Annotated in this window: 21 protein-coding genes, 2 tRNA genes and 1 pseudogene; 7 read left to right on the plus strand and 17 right to left on the minus strand. The window is 55.6% G+C overall.

The features are described from left to right. Positions 1-15: 15 nt before the first annotated feature. Complete coding sequence (locus ABUK73_RS00230; protein ID WP_113089525.1) at positions 16-246, minus strand: hypothetical protein; 231 nt, start codon at positions 244-246, stop codon at positions 16-18. A 134-nt stretch (positions 247-380) separates the two neighbouring features. Here ABUK73_RS00230 and ABUK73_RS00235 point away from each other — a divergent pair, with 134 nt between their 5' ends. After that, positions 381-689 (plus strand): DUF2934 domain-containing protein, encoded by a 309-nt coding sequence (locus ABUK73_RS00235; protein WP_353575569.1) that lies wholly within the window; start codon positions 381-383, stop codon positions 687-689. Positions 690-737: 48 nt separating this feature from the next. Here ABUK73_RS00235 and ABUK73_RS00240 read toward each other — a convergent pair. Together ABUK73_RS00240 and ABUK73_RS00245 are read right to left on the minus strand one after the other, a co-directional pair. Then, positions 738-1,057, minus strand: a pseudogene (locus tag ABUK73_RS00240) (hypothetical protein). A gap of 117 nt (positions 1,058-1,174) precedes the next feature. Then, positions 1,175-1,249: transfer RNA gene (locus tag ABUK73_RS00245), tRNA-Asn, on the minus strand. 176 nt (positions 1,250-1,425) lie between these two features. On the opposite strand from ABUK73_RS00245, the gene ABUK73_RS00250 reads away from it, so the two are divergent. Continuing rightward, positions 1,426-1,710, plus strand: a complete 285-nt coding sequence (locus tag ABUK73_RS00250; RefSeq protein ID WP_113089495.1) for a hypothetical protein — start codon at positions 1,426-1,428, stop codon at positions 1,708-1,710. Here the strand turns inward: ABUK73_RS00250 and ABUK73_RS00255 are convergent. Continuing rightward, positions 1,697-2,344 carry an exopolysaccharide biosynthesis protein gene (locus ABUK73_RS00255; protein ID WP_113089494.1) on the minus strand — a complete coding sequence of 216 codons (648 nt, stop codon included), beginning with the start codon at positions 2,342-2,344 and terminating at the stop codon, positions 1,697-1,699. The genes ABUK73_RS00250 and ABUK73_RS00255 overlap by 14 nt on opposite strands. Before the next feature lie 468 nt (positions 2,345-2,812). Here ABUK73_RS00255 and ABUK73_RS00260 point away from each other — a divergent pair, with 468 nt between their 5' ends. Together ABUK73_RS00260 and ABUK73_RS00265 are read left to right on the plus strand one after the other, a co-directional pair. Then, positions 2,813-3,400 (plus strand): YqaA family protein, encoded by a 588-nt coding sequence (locus ABUK73_RS00260; RefSeq protein ID WP_353575570.1) that lies wholly within the window; start codon positions 2,813-2,815, stop codon positions 3,398-3,400. A 117-nt stretch (positions 3,401-3,517) separates the two neighbouring features. Continuing rightward, positions 3,518-4,108: a dual specificity protein phosphatase family protein gene (locus tag ABUK73_RS00265; RefSeq protein ID WP_113089492.1), complete on the plus strand. Its 591-nt coding sequence runs from the start codon at positions 3,518-3,520 to the stop codon at positions 4,106-4,108. 60 nt (positions 4,109-4,168) lie between these two features. Here the strand turns inward: ABUK73_RS00265 and ABUK73_RS00270 are convergent, their stop codons facing one another. The 6 genes from ABUK73_RS00270 to ABUK73_RS00295 form a co-directional block, all read right to left on the minus strand. After that, positions 4,169-4,387, minus strand: coding sequence for a hypothetical protein (locus ABUK73_RS00270; protein WP_353575571.1), 219 nt, complete (start codon positions 4,385-4,387; stop codon positions 4,169-4,171). Between the two features lie 232 nt (positions 4,388-4,619). Then, a tRNA-Pro gene (locus ABUK73_RS00275) sits at positions 4,620-4,696 on the minus strand. Between the two features lie 315 nt (positions 4,697-5,011). Beyond that, positions 5,012-5,608, minus strand: a complete 597-nt coding sequence (locus ABUK73_RS00280) for a hypothetical protein (RefSeq protein ID WP_353575572.1) — start codon at positions 5,606-5,608, stop codon at positions 5,012-5,014. A 172-nt stretch (positions 5,609-5,780) separates the two neighbouring features. Next, complete coding sequence (locus tag ABUK73_RS00285; protein ID WP_113089489.1) at positions 5,781-5,930, minus strand: hypothetical protein; 150 nt, start codon at positions 5,928-5,930, stop codon at positions 5,781-5,783. Between the two features lie 66 nt (positions 5,931-5,996). Continuing rightward, positions 5,997-7,550: an undecaprenyl-phosphate glucose phosphotransferase gene (locus ABUK73_RS00290; protein ID WP_353575573.1), complete on the minus strand. Its 1,554-nt coding sequence runs from the start codon at positions 7,548-7,550 to the stop codon at positions 5,997-5,999. A gap of 327 nt (positions 7,551-7,877) precedes the next feature. Then, a complete protein-coding gene (locus ABUK73_RS00295; RefSeq protein WP_113089487.1) occupies positions 7,878-8,450 on the minus strand; it encodes a polysaccharide biosynthesis/export family protein in 573 nt (190 codons plus the stop codon). 200 nt (positions 8,451-8,650) lie between these two features. On the opposite strand from ABUK73_RS00295, the gene ABUK73_RS00300 reads away from it, so the two are divergent. Further along, positions 8,651-9,286, plus strand: a complete 636-nt coding sequence (locus ABUK73_RS00300; RefSeq protein WP_353575574.1) for a tyrosine-protein kinase family protein — start codon at positions 8,651-8,653, stop codon at positions 9,284-9,286. 3 nt (positions 9,287-9,289) lie between these two features. Here ABUK73_RS00300 and ABUK73_RS00305 read toward each other — a convergent pair whose 3' ends face one another. Continuing rightward, positions 9,290-9,502, minus strand: a complete 213-nt coding sequence (locus ABUK73_RS00305; protein WP_113089485.1) for a DUF2842 domain-containing protein — start codon at positions 9,500-9,502, stop codon at positions 9,290-9,292. 147 nt (positions 9,503-9,649) lie between these two features. On the opposite strand from ABUK73_RS00305, the gene ABUK73_RS00310 reads away from it, so the two are divergent. Then, entirely contained in the window at positions 9,650-10,768 is a 1,119-nt protein-coding gene (locus tag ABUK73_RS00310; RefSeq protein WP_353575575.1) for a COX15/CtaA family protein, read from the plus strand. A 93-nt stretch (positions 10,769-10,861) separates the two neighbouring features. Here ABUK73_RS00310 and ABUK73_RS00315 read toward each other — a convergent pair whose 3' ends face one another. The 3 genes from ABUK73_RS00315 to speB form a co-directional block, all read right to left on the minus strand. After that, positions 10,862-11,188 carry an aminoglycoside phosphotransferase family protein gene (locus tag ABUK73_RS00315; protein ID WP_353575576.1) on the minus strand — a complete coding sequence of 109 codons (327 nt, stop codon included), beginning with the start codon at positions 11,186-11,188 and terminating at the stop codon, positions 10,862-10,864. Between the two features lie 105 nt (positions 11,189-11,293). Further along, a complete protein-coding gene (argC, locus tag ABUK73_RS00320) occupies positions 11,294-12,220 on the minus strand; it encodes an N-acetyl-gamma-glutamyl-phosphate reductase (protein ID WP_353575577.1) in 927 nt (308 codons plus the stop codon). 51 nt (positions 12,221-12,271) lie between these two features. Next, a complete protein-coding gene (speB, locus tag ABUK73_RS00325; RefSeq protein ID WP_353575578.1) occupies positions 12,272-13,246 on the minus strand; it encodes an agmatinase in 975 nt (324 codons plus the stop codon). Between the two features lie 137 nt (positions 13,247-13,383). Between speB and ABUK73_RS00330 the strand changes: the two genes are divergently transcribed. Further along, positions 13,384-15,336, plus strand: coding sequence for an acyltransferase family protein (locus tag ABUK73_RS00330; RefSeq protein ID WP_353575579.1), 1,953 nt, complete (start codon positions 13,384-13,386; stop codon positions 15,334-15,336). Between the two features lie 92 nt (positions 15,337-15,428). On the opposite strand, the gene rpsI is transcribed toward ABUK73_RS00330, so the two are convergent. From rpsI to ABUK73_RS00345, 3 genes are all read right to left on the minus strand, one after another. Then, positions 15,429-15,896 (minus strand): 30S ribosomal protein S9, encoded by a 468-nt coding sequence (gene rpsI, locus ABUK73_RS00335; RefSeq protein WP_062451361.1) that lies wholly within the window; start codon positions 15,894-15,896, stop codon positions 15,429-15,431. 2 nt (positions 15,897-15,898) lie between these two features. Next, positions 15,899-16,363 carry a 50S ribosomal protein L13 gene (rplM, locus tag ABUK73_RS00340; RefSeq protein ID WP_113089478.1) on the minus strand — a complete coding sequence of 155 codons (465 nt, stop codon included), beginning with the start codon at positions 16,361-16,363 and terminating at the stop codon, positions 15,899-15,901. 244 nt (positions 16,364-16,607) lie between these two features. After that, positions 16,608-17,444 (minus strand): DMT family transporter, encoded by an 837-nt coding sequence (locus ABUK73_RS00345; protein ID WP_353575580.1) that lies wholly within the window; start codon positions 17,442-17,444, stop codon positions 16,608-16,610. Positions 17,445-17,816: the final 372 nt, after the last annotated feature.

Genomic DNA, 17,816 nt, shown 5'->3' on the forward strand with positions numbered 1-17,816 from the left:
TGGACACTTCGCGCCTTATGGCTGCTCTCTCGTGCCGGGGGCAGCATCGCGCTGGTCATCATCTTCCAAATCCGTCGCCACGATGAACGCGTCTTCATGCTGACGCGCAGCCTGGCGACGTGCACGCAGGTTGATCTCTTCATCAGGATCGAGTTCGTCAGGCGTGCCCTTCAGTTCGCGTTCCGTATGAAAGTCGGCAACATCCTTGTCATCGATATCGAGTGGCTTCGTGTGTTTCTCTGTCATGTCGCAATCTCCTTGCTTTGGAGAGATAACGACCGGCTTCACGATGAAGTTCCGTGAAGGTTTGTTCTGCGCGCGCAGGAACTAAACATTGCGCCGAATTGTTTCTCTCTCATTCATACTAAGGGAGAAGCAATATGGTTGATCGCGAAGCAGAAATTCGCAAAAAGGCTTACGAAAAATGGGAAAGCGAAGGCCGCCGCGAGGGTGACCACGAGCGCCATTGGTCAGAAGCGGAAAAGGAAGTCGCTTTCGATGGCGACGAAAATTCGCCAGCTGCAGAATCGGTAAGGAACGAACGAGCCGAAGCTCAGGACGGCAGCAAGGATCAGGACCTGGAAGAAGGCTTGGAAGACAGTTTCCCAGCCAGCGATCCTGTCTCTGCCACCTCCACGACCGTCTCCGGCGGTGCTGGAAAGAATAAGAGCTCTGCCCAGCGTCGCTAAGCACACCTCGAAAGTTACAAACGGCGTCATTCATCGCGAATGACGCCTTTATTGTTTCCTCACCCACCACAAAAGCAGGCCAAGGCACAGCAAAGCCGTGGGCCAGAAATCCGTCGCCTGATCCCAGGACCAGTTCCACATATAATAGGCATCGAGGTGAGGCGGTGGCATATGCACCGAAACCTCATAATCCCGTTTTTCCCGCCCGTGGAAATGACCGATGGCAAATGCTAGGCCAACGATGCCTGCATCTCGCCAATTCAAGACAATACGAAAATGAGGGCCACCACAGCGGCCATGATCACCGCTTCGAGCATGTGCCCGGCCCAATCCCAGTCTCGCTGTATATAAGCCCAGTCGATCTGCATGACACAATCCTGTCGTGACGATGGTGCTATGAAGCCTGCGGAATGGATGTGTAGGTGCAGCTGATGATCTTGCAGGTTACTACCTGCATCATAACCATTTTATCTAATTAGAAAAAATGGCTCCCCGGGCCGGATTCGAACCGGCGACCTGTCGATTAACAGTCGAATGCTCTACCGCTGAGCTACCAGGGAACGTGCGCTGCTTGGCGCGGTGTGAGCGGGGTAATACAAATGCTTTTCCGATTTGCCAAGCGCTTTTTTCAAAAAAAATGAATTCCTCTTGTTTTATCCACTGAAGCCCCCACGTTTCTGGGAATGTTGGCCTCAAAAAAAATTCACACAGCGATCTCGAGCAAGGGTGTTTTGCAATGACTTTCGGTCTTCACCCTAAAACGGGGCGTCTACATTTGGGAAAATGGAGCGTGGCGATGCCGCGTTCGCGAGTCGGACGCATCATTATCGGCGTTTTGCTCGTCATTGGCGGTCTGCTGGGCTTCCTGCCGATTCTCGGCTTCTGGATGGTGCCGCTCGGTCTTTTGGTGCTGTCGCAAGATTTGCCCTATGTGAGGCGCCAGCGTAGGCGCCTGACAATCTGGTGGCTGACCAAGCGGCGCGCCAGAGAAGCGCGCCGTGGGGGCATTACGCGCTCGTGAGCGAGTTGCTGAGGCCCTGTCCGGCCCAGAATGCGCCGTAGGCCAAAGCCGCGAAATAAATCGTCGTTAGAATGAGGAAGAGATAGCCGCCAAGAACGGTCGCGCCGTCGCGCTGAATCATGCCTGCGGAAAACAAGAGAATGGCGACGCCAGGCAGCGTATTCGAAAACGGCACGAAGCCTAGCGGCATCATCAACAAAATTCCGGCGGCCATGATGGCAAGGCCATTCACGCGGGCCATGATGGTGCCGCTTGTCAGCGCGGGCAGGCGAGGGCGCATATAGCGGTCAAGCTTGGACACGATGTTCACGCCCTTCTGCAGAGCAGGCGCAAGGCGGGCAGTTTCCATCTGCTTGTCCAGAATGCGTTTTGGAAGCCAGGGCAGGCGGTTCAGGGTGATCGCAAGGCTGATCATGACGATGGCCGCGCCGAAAACGGTGCTGACGCCGGGAATAGACACTGGAATGAGAAAAGGCAGGCAGGCGATGGCGCACATCAACAGCAGGCCCTGTTCGCCAATGGCCTCCATCAACTCGCGCAAGGTAATCGTCTTGCCGCTCAGATTGCCAATCAGCCGCTGTAAAACCGTGCTGAGGCTTTCGGATGTGTCCGTAAACGTAAAATTCTGCGTCATTCTCTATCCCGAAGCTATTTCAGTCTCGGGATAGATAACATTCCAGAAATGTCATGCCTATGGCGAACGCAACCAGTAACGCAATTGCGTGTCTCGCAGCAGCACTGTTAATGATCGCTCAGGCGCGGCTCAGTGGGATACCCACGAACTATAGGCCCCCGCCAAAAGCACGGCCACCAGAATGGCGATGATGAAAGGGTTTATCGAAGTAACGAAGCCAACATAGTCCATAACTATTTCCTCCTCCATTCGTCCCCTCGCAACTATACATCAGACACTGGAAATATACTAGTAAAAATGGTTTTATGTTTGCGTTGCAACATAAGGTTTTGTGGATTAGCCGCATTTATTGCGAACTCGCCTTGCTGCGCTGCAAAATATTATCGCTACGCCTGCCTCAATATTGCTCCGCAACATTTGCCATAGGCCATCACCGCGGTTAAACCAGCCGTCTCAGAGAGGTGCGGAATGCTCAAAGGACTATACGCTTGGACCATGGCGCTCGCGGCCAGAAAAACAGCCGTCTGGTGGCTGGCCATCGTCGCTTTCGTCGAAAGTTCGATTTTCGTCGTTCCGGCTGATGTCCTGTTCATACCCATGGTTCTGGCAAAGCCGAAGCGCGCCATGTTCTATGCGGGCGTGGCGACCGTGGCTTCGGTATTGGGCGGTATCGCTGGCTGGTATCTCGGCCATTATGCCTTTGAGAGCATCGCCCGCCCCATTCTGGAGTTTTACGGCAAGCTGGATAGCTTCGAGCAGCTGAAGGCATCCGTCGACGACCAGACCCTGTTGCTGCTGCTCGTGACCTCCGGTCTCGCCCACCTGCCGCCGATCAAGGTGGTGACGATTCTGTCCGGTGCCGCGAATATCAGCCTCGGCTTCTTCATCCTGTCGGCCATCATTGCCCGCGGCGCGCGGTTTTTCATTCTTGCCGGGCTGTTGCAGCGTTATGGAGAGCCCATCCGCGATTTCATCGAAAAGCGCCTCGGCCTTATTGCCGGGCTCTTTGCAGGTGCGCTGATTGCCGTTTACGCTGTCTATGTCTTCGTTCGGTGACATCGAAAGACTGGCCGTAACCGGCACATAAGCCATCTGGTTGTCGGCTAAATGGCTCGTTCAGCTTAGTGTCAGCAACGGCATTCATTTTCCTGTCAAACAACAGGAAAAATGAAAATGCGTAATATCTTGCTTCGGGGCGTTCTGCCGATCCTTTCCGTCCCGTTGGTTTTCCTAGCCTATCTCGGCATTCTTCTCGTCTCCGGCAATTTTCATGAGGTCATCGCTGGGCAGCTCTATCGCTCAAGCCAGCTGAGCGATGCGCAACTGGCGCGCTACGTGAAGGAAAATGGCATCAAGACCATTATCAACCTGCGCGGCGAAAACGACGGATCCGCATGGTACAAGCATGAAACCGCAACGGCTGAAAAGCTTGGCGTCCAGCATGTCGATTTTGGAATGTCCGCCCGCAAGCAACTGGGGCTGACGCGCGTGGCGCAGCTGATCCAGATCATGCGCGATGCGCCCAAGCCCATCCTCATCCACTGCAAATCCGGTGCCGACCGCACGGGGCTCGCCTCCGCCATCTACGTCAACCGCGTCGCAGGCATGGACGAAGACACTGCCGAGCAGCAGCTCTCCATCCGCTACGGCCATCTCGGCATTCCCTTCCTGTCATCGACCTATGCCATGGACAAAAGCTGGGAAGACATTGAGCGCGCAAAGACGATCACCAGCATGGTGACGATACCGGATCAGATGATCTGATACCGTCCTAAAAAGCCGATAGACCGGCCTCCGCACACGATGGGACGGAAATAACCCGTCTCATCTCTCACGCCCGCGCCCCTCACTTGGAGCCCACCCCCTGGTGTAGCCGTGCCCCATTGCCACGACCGCCAGGCTCAATTGATGCTGCAGGTGCTCGATCTCTTCCTGCATGGCCTCTATCGCAGCTTTGGCGTTTCCCTCATGGCACTGTAAAATATAATCCGCCACATCGACAGGGGCGGTTTCATCATTTGGACGCACGTTCTCAATCTCCATCTTCCAGAGCCCTATGCCGCACTACGATGTCAGAAAGCACGCGCCCCCGTGCCAGTGATGTTCTTATTATGTTCCGGCGCTAATATGAGTCAAGCCGATTGCCAAAGAATCATTTTATGGAGGGGAAATGGTGCGCAAAGCGCGCCAAAGAGCCTTGGCAAAAACCAACTGTAAACCGAGTCTTTTCGTGAAATCTGCTTGAGGGTGGGGAGGCCTCAAGTCTTTGAAGTAATGGTCGGAGCGGCGGGATTCGAACCCACGACCCCTTGACCCCCAGTCAAGTGCGCTACCGGGCTGCGCTACGCTCCGACACAGAACAGGCGTTTATATAGATGGCGGTTCATGCGCAAGTGTAAAATTGCGGCGCTGGAAAAAACTCTCCGCAAACTCACGGCTGCACTCGGAAAAGTATATTGATCGGCGCAGTTTCTCGTAATTTGATGATTTAAAAGGCAAAGTGAATAATTATTATCCAAAATCATCGCCACGATCTTGCCATATTTTATGTAACGTGGTTCTGTGTCTCAGCCCTGACTGGAGGGGTAAACGGTTGAGACCCGCCATATGCTGGGTGGGACAGCGGCGGGTCTCCCATTTCTCAAAGCTTCATGTTTTTGGCCTGGCTTATCGCCAGGTGAAATAGAAATAGTTGCTGCCCACGGGGCCGAACATCGCGCTTTCACCGGATGTGATGTCGATGAAACTTCCATCTGCGTTTTTCGCGTAGGAGGCGCCTTCGTTGCGCTTAACGTGCTGGTTCAGGAACTGGCTCCAGCCGATGGGGGTCATTTTTTCGCAGTGCTTGTCCTGTATTTCGAGAGCGTCGATATCCCAGGCTTTCACGACGATACCTTCGACCGGATCGGATACTTTGAGGGTGTGGGATGCCAATGCCTGAAGCATGGCCTTTCCCTGCGCCGCAGTGGTGGAATCGTTCGAGAGTTCCGTCAGCCAGACTTTCAACTGTCCCATAAAGGCGGCAGATGTGATGTAGGCGACTTCAGGTTCTGCTGTCGTTGCGATGATCGACAGGGCCGGCTGTGGCTTCGTGGAAGGCTGTTCCGCCTGCGGGAGATCTTTTGCGGACGATTCGTCACTCGGCATAGTGTCGGCATGAGCGAGGGCGGGCAGATCTTGCGTAACCGCTTGTTGCTCCTCGATAGCTTTCAACGCGAGTTTGGTAGACAGAAGCTGCACATGCGAACCAAGTCCAGAGACCATTGCCGAACACATCCTGATTTTCGGTTCGTCGCCAATCATCGGCGCCGTAACCATCGCTTCACGCGAAAGCGGGCATTTTCTGATCTTTTCTCATGAAAAGACCGGTTTCTGTCGTGTTAAAAAACTGGCATAAACCGGTCTAGTTTTCTCAACCTGCGCGAAACTGGAGAGATCAATTTTCCTGGACGGAAACGCCGTTGGGACCGATGTTCATTTCGATGCCCTTGGGCTTGCTTTCCTCGTGCCATACATAGACGCCAAGGCCTACGACGGCGATCATGAGCGCGCCAATGATGAGGTAAAGATTGTTGGTCTGAGTCATGTGTTTCCCCTGATCGGTAAATCTGCGGGAGCCAAACGCATGAAATCGCAAGAAGTTCCGTGCTTATCAGTAAGCGTTTTCAGATTTCAGCAGCCGGATGGGCGTCAGAATCAGAATTTTCAGATCCAGCATCAGCGACCAGTTCTCGATATAATAAAGATCGTGGGCCGTGCGGTTCTTGATCTTGTCGCCGTGGTCGATTTCGCCGCGCCAGCCATTGATCTGCGCCCAGCCCGTCACGCCGGGTTTGACCTTATGGCGTGCAAAATAATGCTCGACGACCTCGGTATATTTCAAGTCACCCGTCTGCGCATGCACGGCATGCGGGCGCGGCCCGACAAGGGAAAGATCGCCAGCCAGAACGTTGAAGAGCTGCGGCAGCTCATCGATGGAGGATTTGCGCAGGAATCGGCCCACCTGCGTTACGCGCGGATCGTTTTTCGTCACGGCTTTCTTGGCCGTCGGGTCGCTCATCTCCGTATACATGGAGCGGAACTTCCACACATTGATTGTCTCGTTATTGAAGCCATGCCGTTTCTGTTTGAACAGAATGGGGCCTTTGGACGTGCTTTTCACGGCAATCGCCGCGCCCAGCATGATGGGCCACAGAAGCGCAATGCAAATGATGCTGAAGACGACATCGAAGGCCCGCTTGGCAACTGAGTCCCAGTCACGCAGCGGTTTGTCCATCACATCCAGCATGGGCACGCTGCCGATGTGGGAGTAGGAGCGGGGGCGGAAGCGCAGCTTGTTGGCATGGGCGGCAATACGGATATCCACCGGCAGCACCCATAGCTGGCGGATGAGTTCCAGTATGCGCGCTTCCGCACTCATGGGAATGGAGATGATCAACATGTCCAGCTTGGTCAGGCGTGCGAATTCCACCAGTTCTGCGAAGGTGCCAAGCTTGGGATAACCAGCGACGACCTCTGGAGAGCGCGCACTTTTGCGATCATCGAAAATGCCGCAGATGCGGATGTCATTATCGTGGTGTTCGAGCGAGCGGATCAGATCCTTGGCTGCCTGTCCACCGCCAACGATGACCGCGCGCCGTTCCATGACGCCGTTTCGGCCCCAATGGCGGATCATCAGGCCAACGATGATGCGCTCGATCAGCAGGAAGACGACGCTGCCCGCATACCAAAGGCCAAGATTTTTCCACGAGAGATCGTCAGTCGGCAGGAATGCCAAAGCGAGGAGGACGGTGAGTGCGAAAGACGCAATCAACGCACCCTGCACCCACGGCATGGTATCGAAGGCGCGGCGCAGATTGGGCAACTGATAGGCATCGGCTGCCTGCAGCAGAATCGAGCAAAAGATGCCATTCCAGACGCAGATGGCAATGAGGGTGACGCGGGAGCCGAAGGCATCCGGCACTTCGAGCGCATTGATGAGAATGCCGACCACCGTCAGCACCACGAATTCAAGCAGCCGCAATTGTCCGATGACGATATTGGGTGAATGGCTCGTTGCACGAAGCTGGTTGGCGACCTGGAGCGCGAGAGGGTTGAGCGTTGCCGGCTCGTTCTTCTTTGCGCTGCCATCCTCATTGTTGCGAGCCAGCTTTTTGCGCAAAGCATTCAGATCGATCGGATTGGTGTCGCCTCCAGCGTTGCTCATTCTGTCTTTCCGCAGCCTCTAGTGCAGTGGGAGAATACGAACAACATGCTAATAAACGCTTAGGGTTCCAAGCCTCTCCCACGCCAGTTTACACCAGCATATGGCGAATATACATCCTTAATTTGCAAGAATTCTTATATATTCGGATTTGTTGATTTTCACCGCCGGACGTCGGCGGTGAAAGAAGGGGGGCGGGATACGCAATACCAGTTTACCCGCAGCTGTGAGCCGATGGAAAGCGCCTTTACAGTGGCGCCATTTCCAGGCTGCAAACTTTAAACGTCAGATCCTTTTAGATGAGACATGTCCATGAAGGGATGAGGCCGCTTAGAAGAAACGTTCACGGACATAGATTGTGTCGCCTGCGATGATCGGGCCGGAAATGATGATTCTGCCGGTCAGCACATTGGCGTTGATTTTTCGGGTGACATCCACGTCGCGCTGGTTGGCGCGGGCCGTAAAGCCGCCGGCAATGGCGATGGCGTTTTGGGCCGTCATGCCGGGCACGTAGGAATATTGGCCGGGTCTGCCGACTTCGCCCATGACGAAGACGGGTCGGTAACGATCGATCTCGATCGTGACATCCGGGTTCTTGAGGAAGCCTTGCCGCAGCTTTTGGGCAATGCCCGATTCCAGCTGCGAGACAGTTTTGCCGCGTGCTGCCACCTGTCCTACGAGCGGGAAGGCAACATAGCCAGCCTGATCGATGGTATAGGTATTTGTTAGCCCCGTCTGATCGAAGACGTTGACGCGCAGGCGGTCGCCGCTATCGAGGCGGTAAGGTTGCAGCGCTGCCTCGTTAAAGGCGCGCGGTGCCGGCTTATACGCAGAACAGCCCGCGAGCGTTGCCGCGAGTGCAACGATCAGTACGGATATCAAGCGTGGGGCAGCGAACGTCATCCGCAATCATGCTCCAAAACATTTCTTCAGGCAGTTATCGGCCCCTTATGGTTAATGCTCAGTAAAGAAAAGAATTTTACCTGTCGCTTTCGTACGTTTTCGAACTGGCAGCACTTTAAGCTTAACGCTTGCGTTACCGGAAGATCATACAGTCGGGTGAAATACGGATATGCCGTGAACCAGAAAAATCGAGAACTGACGTGACCAAAAACGCACCTCATGCAGATGATTTCGATGAAGCGACAGAAGAGCGCTTTGTTCTTTCTGTGAATGGCGTTGCGGATTTTCTCTCCATGCGCGGCGCAAAGCCAACCATTGCCTTGCTCTCGCCCAGCGGCGACGATGGATCGACCGCAAGCGTCATGCTGGCGCGTTCCATGGCCGAACTTGGGCGTTCCATCGTGCTGGTGGACATGACGGTTTCCGGCTGCCCCACGCGGCTGATGTCGCCGGAGCCCGGCCTTCCGGGCGTTGCCGATCTTCTGTTCGGGGAAACGGCTTTCGGCGAAACGATCCATCACGACCGTCTGTCGAATGCCCACATCGTGCCGCAGGGAACCTCGCAGGCGCTGCACGCGGTTCGAATCATAGAGCGGCTAACCATGGTGCTCAGCGCGCTTGCGGATACTTACGATACGGTGCTTCTGGAATTCGGCGCGGCAGACATAGAAGGCGTTACGCGCTTGCTGAAATATCTCGATGCCGAGATCGTTCTATCCTTGCCGGATGCGGATGATGCGCTGGCTGACCACGCGCTCGCCCAACTGCGCGCGTTGGGGTATCCGGCTGTCATGACGATGAGCGAGCCGCTGCCGGGCGACCGCAGCGCTGCCTGACGATTATTTCTGGCGCTTCGGCCCTGCCATCCATTTGATGATGAGCATGGCTGGCAAAATCCACAGCAGACCGGAAAACACGAAATAGGCCAGATGCACCCACCATGGCTGCGTGGCCAGCGTGGCAGAGGCGAAGCTTGTAGCCAGCACCGCATAAACAACCACCAGACATATGATGATGATGGTGCCGATGAATGATTTGAGGCGCGTGGGCATGCCGTGTTCCGTCTGCTGAATCTGTCGGCGCACTATACAGGCGCGACCCAATGCCGCAAAGCTTTATGCCGAAGGGAAGGGGTCTGAGGGCTTGTTTTGCACGATGCGTTGTTGCAAACCATCTAAAAGACTTGTGGAGTGTCAAGAATGCAGGCGAACACGGTGGCTACGGCTGAAACCTCTGTCGAGCAGCGCCGCGTGGCGGCGTTGAGAGCACAGGAAAAGAACCGCCGTCTGCTGCGCATCTGGCTGCGCGTCGTGCTGTTTACGCTTTTCTGTCTGGTGCTGGTGGGTGGCGCAACGCGCCTTACCGAGTCCGGCCTGTCCATCACCGAATGGAAGCCGATCCACGGTGCCATTCCGCCGCTTTCCGTTGCCGAATGGGAAGAGGAATTCCAGCTCTACAAGCGCATTCCGCAATATCAGGAAATCAACAAGGGCATGTCGCTCGATGAGTTCAAGACCATCTTCTGGTGGGAATGGGCGCACCGCCTGCTGGCACGCGCCATCGGCCTGATCTTCGCGCTGCCGCTTGCCTATTTCTGGCTGACGGGACGTATCGAAAAACGGCTGAAACTGCCGCTGGTCGGCCTGCTCGCGCTCGGCGGCTTTCAGGGCTTCGTCGGCTGGTGGATGGTGTCGTCCGGCCTCGTCAACCGCACGGATGTCTCGCAATACCGCCTCGCCACCCACCTGACCATCGCCTGCCTGATCTTTGCGGGCTGCATGTGGATATTGCGCGGCCTGTCGCTCCATTCACCGCAAGCTGCGAACGAGCAACGGGGCAGGGGCTTTGCCGCCCTGCTGGCCTGCCTCTGTCTTTTCCAGATTTATCTCGGCGCGCTAGTGGCGGGCCTCAATGCCGGTCTTTCCTACAACACTTGGCCGCTGATGGACGGTTCGCTCGTGCCGGGCGACCTTTTCATCCAGAACCCCTGGTGGATCAACATTTTCGAAAACCCGAAAACCGTCCAGTTCATCCACCGCCTCGGCGCTTACGTATTGTTTGCCGCAACGCTGTGGAACATGGTCAACCTTTCCCGCACCCTGCCCAACACTCCCCACGCACGCCGCTCCGTGCTGTTCTTCGTGCTGGTCTGCATTCAGGCCGGGCTCGGCATTACCACGCTGCTGATGCACGTCGATATCCATGTCGCTTTGGCGCACCAAGGTATGGCACTGCTGGTGCTGGCATTTGCGATTGCGAATTGGCGCGGGTTTGTGGGGGAGTATCCTCTGTCCGTCGAAGCAAGCGCGAAGGGCTGAGACTTCAAGCGATAAACATCGCGTCCAGAGACCTAACGCAGTGATCTAGCGACATTGATGAAAGCAAGGCGCTCACCAGCGTTCTCGCTATCTTCAAGTTGAACTACATCTTCCAGAGACCAGCAGATAGAAAGGCCTGCATGCGCGGGCCTCGAGGCATGTCTGGCCGCGGCGACTGCAGCCTTTGTATGAGATATCGGCGACGATTGCGTTCGATGCCGCTTCGCCATGCGTGAGGCGGTAGTCCCGGAGCGTGAGGTCGCCCGCGTCTTCGACCAAGCAGATCGGGCCTTCACGCTCCAGCATGCGCACGACTCTAGTGCCGTTTCGCCATTCCAGAAACACCATACCAAGCAGTTCGCCTATGCCGCGCGGTTTGAGCCATTTCAGGATCGCGGCAGCACCACTCTCCAGCCTCACGCGATAAACGAGGCTGCTGGCTGTATCGGCAATGAGAAAGGCGGAGGATATGCTCCACCGCCTTACAAGTTCATCTGAAATGGTTGTTCTCGGCCAGATTTCCGCTCATGCCGAAAGCATGAGTTCCATGTTCTGGACGGCAGCGCCGGATGCGCCCTTGCCGAGATTATCCAGCACGGCGACGAGATTGATGTGTTCGCCGCTGCCGAAGACGAAGAGCTTCATCGTGTCCTGATTGGCCAGCTCCTCGGCGTCGATGCGCGAGAGAGCCTTGCTGTCTTCAAGCGACACGACCTGCACGATGTCCTGTCCTGCATAATGCTCGATCAGTGCAGCGTGAATCGTCTCGATGGTCGTGCCTTCCTTGAGGTCGGCGAGGAACAGCGGCACCTGGACGATCATGCCCTGCGGGAAGCGTCCGACGGAGGGGGAAAACAGCGGCGAGCGGTCGAGCTGGCCGTGGATTTTCATTTCCGGCACATGCTTGTGCTTCAGCGTCAGGCCATAGAGAAAATTATTGGCGCTGATCGCGTCGTCGCGGGTCTGGTCTTCCATCTGCGCAATCATCTGCTTGCCGCCGCCCGTATAGCCCGACACCGCGTTTACGCTGACCGGATAACCGTCCGGCAGAATGCCAGCGACGCGCAACGGGCGGATGAGGCCGATGGCGCCTGTGGGGTAGCATCCGGGATTGGCGACGAAACGGGCGGAACGCACCTTTTCAGCCTGCGCCTTGTCCATTTCGGCAAAGCCATAGGCCCAGTCCTGATGGATGCGGTATGCCGTCGAGGTATCGATGATGCGCACCTTGTTGTTGCCGGACACCATGGTCACGGCTTCCTTGGAGGCATCATCCGGCAGGCACAGAATGGAGATGTCTGCATTGTTGAGCATATCTTCCCGCATGGCCGCATTGCGGCGCTCTGCCTCGGGAATGGACAGCAGTTCGATATCGCGGCGGTCGGCAAGGCGGGTGCGGATCTGCAAGCCTGTGGTGCCGTGTTCGCCGTCGATGAAGATTTTCGCTGTCATGTCCTTGTCCTGAATTTTCAAGTGTTTACGGGAATATGCGGAATCATTTTGCTAAGCGCCTGATTCAATGTGACGGCCCGCTTTCGCAAGCCGCTCAGCGCGCAGGCCAAGCATATACATTGCAACCGTTGCCCCGGCAATGGCGGTAATATCCGCATGGTCGTAAGCTGGCGCTACCTCCACCACGTCGGAGCCTCGAATATCCAGCTGACCAAGGCCGCGCAGGATCGACAGCACTTTGGCACTCGTCGGCCCACCGGCGACGGGCGTGCCGGTGCCGGGCGCGAAGGCCGGGTCGAGGCAATCGATATCGAAGGTCAGATAGGCGGGCAGGCCGCCGGTATGCTTGATGATGAGCGAGGAAATGTCACCCGCGCGCATATCCTCAACCTCATATCCGTAAACGATCCTGATGCCGCAATCTTCAGGCGCGTGGGTGCGAATGCCGATCTGGATCGAGCGATCCGGGTCGATCAACCCCTCACGCGCCGCCCGTGCCACGAAAGAGCCGTGGTCGATGCGCTTGCCATCATCGAACCATGTGTCCTGATGCGCATCGAACTGCACCAGCGCCAGCGGCCCGTGCTTGGCAACATGCGCTTTCAGCAGCGGCCATGTGATGAAATGATCACCGCCCAATGTCAGCAGATAATCCACCTTCGCCAGTATCGCGCTCGCCTCGGTCTCTATGGTTTCAGGCGTTTGCCAGTGGTTGCCGTAGTCCAGCAGGCAATCGCCGTAATCTATTGTCGGCATTGCCTCGAACAGATCGTGTCCGAAAGGGTACTGTGGATCATTGTCGAAAATAGCCGATGCGCGCCGTATCGCCTGCGGCCCGAAGCGGGCGCCGGGCCGGTTGGAGGTAGCCGCATCGAAGGGGATGCCCCAGATCGCGGTGGAAGCACCCTCCAGATTCTTGGTGTATCTCCGGCGCATGAAAGAAAGCGCTCCGGCATGGGTGGGGTCTGTTGCGGCTGATGTCAGCGAGGAGCCGGTGAATGCGTGATCGATTGATTTTGATGGCATGGACAACTCCAATTGCGGTAGACCGCGCCTCTCTCAATACCGCATTAAGTTGTTCCCGGTAAGTTCATTGCATATTATTTGCGGCATCAGGCGGTGCCCAGAACGTATATTTGCACTCGTATGATCCATGGACACTTATGAAGTACAGATCTGAAATTGACGGACTGCGTGCCATCGCTGTTCTGAGCGTCATCTTTGCACATGCCAATTTTGCGACCTTTGGGGGCGGCTTCATCGGCGTCGATGTCTTCTTTGTCATCAGCGGATATCTGATCACCACCATTATCCTGGGAGAGTATGCGCAAGGTAACTTTTCGCTTGCCAGCTTCTATCAGCGTCGGGCGCGCCGAATTCTGCCCGCCTTGTTTTTCGTTCTGCTGTGTACGATCCCATTCGCCTGGATGTGGCTCTTGCCTGATGCGTATCAGTCATTTTCCAAAAGCTTCATCATGGCGACGCTTTCGGTCTCGAACATTTATTTCCTGAGAAAGGCAGATTATTTTGCGCCCGAAGCCGCCGAGGTGCCGCTGCTTCACACCTGGAGCCTTGGCGTAGAGGAGCAATTCTATGTGCTGTTTCCATTGCTCTTTTTGTTTCGGTTGAAAACCAAAACGATTTTCAGGATCGTGCTGGTCGTGGCAGTTGCCAGCCTCATCGCCAGCGAGTTCGGTGCCCGCTACTATCCTTCCGCCAATTACTATCTTCTGCCTACCCGCGCGTGGCAAATTCTCTGCGGGTCGCTTTGCGCCTTTTTCGCACATGGGCGAACGCGCCCCGTAAATGGTACATTGTCGCTTGCCGGGCTTGGCATGGTGTTGGTGGCCGTTTTCCTTTTTGACCCCACAACACGGGTTCCATCTTTAGCGGCGTTGCTGCCGGTTGCAGGGGCCTGCTTGTTTCTGCTGTTTGCGTCCCGCGACACAATTGCAGGACAGGTTCTATCGCTCAGCCCGCTGGTCTGGATCGGCAAGATCAGTTTCAGTGCTTATCTCTGGCATCAGCCTGTTTTTGCCTTTTGGCGGATAAGAAGTCTCGAACCGCCGTCTCAATGGACCATGGCTGGACTGATCCTCGTCGTCTTTATTCTTGCTGCGTTAAGTTGGCGGTTTATTGAACAACCTTTTCGCCATGGCAAAGCCAGTCTGCCCCGCGTTGCTGGTGTTGTCGTGGCCTGTGTTGCCGGGCTCACAGGTTTTGCAAGTTGGGGTGTTTTCAAAGAAGGCCTGCCGTTTCGGCTTGCTCCCGACGTCAGAACCTTCGTAGAAAACACGTCATGGAGCGAAAAATGCCTTTTTCAGGTTAAGGACGATTCTCCCGATGTGCCGGATAAAGAATGCATATTCAATGCTGGCACAGCCGAAACCTATGCAATCTGGGGCGATTCGATCGGGGCATCTCTAGCGCCAGCCTTGCAGGATGCGTTGCTGAAGCGCGGTGCCGGCCTGGTACAGCTGACACATGGCTATTGTGCCCCCATCATCGGTGTGTCCACCGGCCGCGCGGAGGGGGCAGTCAACTGCGACGACTTCAACCGGCGTGCGATGGCCTATCTGTTGCAAAGCAATGTGGATACAGTTGTGCTGACGGCATTCTGGGTGAATTTTTTCAATGCACCCTATGTCCGGATAGACAACGCCGAATATCCGACCCGCGATACCGTTATCCCTGACATAGAAAGACATTTCAGGGAGACCATTGAGACGCTGAAAGCCGGTGGCAAGCGTGTTCTGGTTATTTATCCAAGTCCTCTTTTTGACAAGTCCATAAAGGACGTCATGGCAGCTCAAATAATAAAAGGCGAGGCAGTACCAAGCTTTGAGTATTCCACCGCGGATTTCAAAACGGTTACCGCCAGGTCATATTCGATACTGGATGCCGCAGTGCCAAGTGATGTCGCGAAAGTCCTGCCGGAAATGGTGTTTTGCGGACAGCAGGCAGCCCAAATGTGCTTCTTTGGTCGCAATGGCGTCGCCTATATCGCAGACCGGGGCCATTACACCAAGGCTGGCGCGACGATGGTTGTCGATCAGCTTATGAGCGAGATGGGAGAGGCTGAGAAGGCTTCTGCTATGGCGGTCGAGACCAACTGATACTCGGCACCGCTCATTTATCATCACACAGCACAAACGAAAAAAGGCGGAGCCGAAGCTCCGCCTTTTCGAGTTCTGTATTCCGGAAGCGATTAGCGCTTGGAGAACTGGAACGAACGGCGAGCCTTGGCCTTACCGTACTTCTTACGTTCAACAACACGGCTGTCGCGGGTCAGGAAGCCACCCTTCTTCAACACGCCACGAAGGCCTGGTTCGAAGTAGGTGAGGGCCTTGGACAGGCCGTGGCGAACTGCACCAGCCTGGCCGGAGAGACCACCGCCAGCAACCGTTGCGATGATGTCGAACTGACCAGAGCGAGCAGCTGCAACGAGCGGCTGCTGCAGGATCATCTGCAGAACCGGACGTGCGAAATACGCAGAGAAGTCACGGCCGTTGATGATGATCTTGCCGGAACCAGCCTTGACCCATACGCGGGCTACGGCGTTCTTGCGCTTGCCGGTCGCGTAGGAGCGGCCGAGAGTATCAACCTTGCGGACGTGCACGGGAGCCGAAGCTTCCGATGCCGGGGCGAGGTCTTTCAGGGAGGAAAGATCGGCCATTATCAGGCGCTCCTTACGTTCTTGCTGTTCAGCTGTGCCACTTCGAGAACGACTGGCTGCTGTGCTTCATGCGGATGGTTGGAACCGGCGTAAACGCGAAGGTTCTTCATCTGGCGACGGCCAAGAGGACCACGAGGAATCATACGCTCGACGGCCTTTTCAAGAACGCGCTCCGGGAAGCGGCCTTCGATGATCTGGCGAACCGTACGTTCCTTGATGCCGCCCGGATAACCGGTGTGCCAGTAGTACTTCTTGTCGGAGTACTTCTTGCCGGTGAAAACGCACTTTTCAGCGTTGATGATGATGACGTTGTCGCCGTCGTCAACGTGAGGTGTGTAAGTTGCTTTGTGCTTGCCGCGCAGGCGGGTTGCAACGATGGTGGCAAGGCGACCAACAACGAGGCCTTCGGCGTCGATGATGATCCACTTCTTCTCCACCTCAGCAGGCTTCTGAACGAAAGTAGACATTCTTTTAACTTTCTCTAGGACCTGTCACACTTCGAAAAGCATGCAGGCGTTTCTTGTTGCTTGAAGCTGTTCGCGCTGGAACAGCCATAGGACCGCATTTCCGGGGAAATTCTGTCTGGCGCGCTTATAATCCGTGATGGAAAGCCCGTCAACGGCAGCGAAAATAACATGCGTAAAAAATAGTGTTTTAAAACAATGGTTTAATTGTGTGGTTTTATGTTACCACATAAAACTGGTGCCGAAATCAGCCCAGACGCATGATCAGCACGCCCAAAGCGATGATTGCCCCTGCCACATAACGCCAGATACTGGCCTTTTCCTTGAGGATGAGGACGGAGATGACGATGGCGAAAAGAATGGATGTTTCGCGCAGGGCGGCAACCACGGCCACGGGTGCTTTCGTCATTGCCCACAGCGCCAGCCCATAGGACAGGATCGACCCGCCACCGCCCGCCAGGCCGCGCCACCAGTTGATGCGCACATGATTGGCGACGGGCGTCCATCCGCGCTGATAGAGCGCCCAGGAGAACAGAAGCACCGGCGGCAACAGCGACATCCAAAGCGTATAGGAAATGGCGCTCGTGGAAAGGCGCGCGCCAACACCGTCGACAAAGGTGTAGCCCGAAATGACCACGGCATTGGCAAGAGCCAGCAGGATGGCATGTTTGCGGCCATGGCGTGCTTCAAAGGCCAGCGTCAGGATGCCAGCGGAGATGACGGCGATGCCAGCCAGTGCGGCGGGGCTCAGGCTTTCCCCCAGAAACATATTGCTGCTGGCGGCAACGATCAGCGGGGCCACGCCGCGCATGATGGGATAGACAAGGCCGATATCGCCAACCGTATAAGCCGCTGCGACCAGCCGGAAATAGGCGAACTGCAAGATGGCCGAAACGATGAGAAAGGGCAGGGCGACTGCGCCAGGCAGTGGCAGGAAGGGCAGAAAGGGTATGGAGCAGGCCGCAGCCCCGGCTGCGATCAAGGTCGCGTCCAGCGCTTTATCCTTGCCGGATTTGACAAGAGCATTCCAGCTGGCATGCAAAAGAGCGCCCAGCAAAACCAGTAAAAGCACGTCGATTGGCACGGGCGACTCGCAAATGATCTCGATGATGTCTTGCTTATTCTTTTCGGACGTCGGTTGCACTTGTTTGATGAAGATATTCCGCGTGAGGATGCCTTTTGGTTGGCATGATGGTGCTATGACGTGCCATCGGGAACAACCAGTAATTGTTTTTTAGAGTCTGCTAAACGGCAGAGCTTTTAAGATATTTTCGCAAGATGTACGAAAATGAATCGATTGAAATCAAAACGCGAAGAAAAAATCATCGGGTTTCAGATGATTTCAAGTTCGCGATAGCGTATTTCCCAAAAACAATCATTTCAGTTTAAACAGTTTCAACATGAAACATATTTTTCTAATGTAACTATGAGTAGTTTCTAAAATGCTGGTGAACAG

Source organism: Agrobacterium vacciniicorymbosi, from assembly GCF_040427045.1.
Lineage (GTDB): Bacteria > Pseudomonadota > Alphaproteobacteria > Rhizobiales > Rhizobiaceae > Agrobacterium.

Coding starts and splice junctions, on each gene's coding strand:
- ABUK73_RS00230 (WP_113089525.1), bottom strand. CDS start 246: ATGACAGAGAAACACACGAAGCCACTCGATATCGATGACAAGGATGTT.
- ABUK73_RS00235 (WP_353575569.1), top strand. CDS start 381: ATGGTTGATCGCGAAGCAGAAATTCGCAAAAAGGCTTACGAAAAATGG.
- ABUK73_RS00250 (WP_113089495.1), top strand. CDS start 1,426: ATGACTTTCGGTCTTCACCCTAAAACGGGGCGTCTACATTTGGGAAAA.
- ABUK73_RS00255 (WP_113089494.1), bottom strand. CDS start 2,344: ATGACGCAGAATTTTACGTTTACGGACACATCCGAAAGCCTCAGCACG.
- ABUK73_RS00260 (WP_353575570.1), top strand. CDS start 2,813: ATGCTCAAAGGACTATACGCTTGGACCATGGCGCTCGCGGCCAGAAAA.
- ABUK73_RS00265 (WP_113089492.1), top strand. CDS start 3,518: ATGCGTAATATCTTGCTTCGGGGCGTTCTGCCGATCCTTTCCGTCCCG.
- ABUK73_RS00270 (WP_353575571.1), bottom strand. CDS start 4,387: ATGGAGATTGAGAACGTGCGTCCAAATGATGAAACCGCCCCTGTCGAT.
- ABUK73_RS00280 (WP_353575572.1), bottom strand. CDS start 5,608: ATGGTCTCTGGACTTGGTTCGCATGTGCAGCTTCTGTCTACCAAACTC.
- ABUK73_RS00285 (WP_113089489.1), bottom strand. CDS start 5,930: ATGACTCAGACCAACAATCTTTACCTCATCATTGGCGCGCTCATGATC.
- ABUK73_RS00290 (WP_353575573.1), bottom strand. CDS start 7,550: ATGAGCAACGCTGGAGGCGACACCAATCCGATCGATCTGAATGCTTTG.
- ABUK73_RS00295 (WP_113089487.1), bottom strand. CDS start 8,450: ATGACGTTCGCTGCCCCACGCTTGATATCCGTACTGATCGTTGCACTC.
- ABUK73_RS00305 (WP_113089485.1), bottom strand. CDS start 9,502: ATGCCCACGCGCCTCAAATCATTCATCGGCACCATCATCATCATATGT.
- ABUK73_RS00310 (WP_353575575.1), top strand. CDS start 9,650: ATGCAGGCGAACACGGTGGCTACGGCTGAAACCTCTGTCGAGCAGCGC.
- argC (WP_353575577.1), bottom strand. CDS start 12,220: ATGACAGCGAAAATCTTCATCGACGGCGAACACGGCACCACAGGCTTG.
- speB (WP_353575578.1), bottom strand. CDS start 13,246: ATGCCATCAAAATCAATCGATCACGCATTCACCGGCTCCTCGCTGACA.
- ABUK73_RS00330 (WP_353575579.1), top strand. CDS start 13,384: ATGAAGTACAGATCTGAAATTGACGGACTGCGTGCCATCGCTGTTCTG.
- rpsI (WP_062451361.1), bottom strand. CDS start 15,896: ATGGCCGATCTTTCCTCCCTGAAAGACCTCGCCCCGGCATCGGAAGCT.
- rplM (WP_113089478.1), bottom strand. CDS start 16,363: ATGTCTACTTTCGTTCAGAAGCCTGCTGAGGTGGAGAAGAAGTGGATC.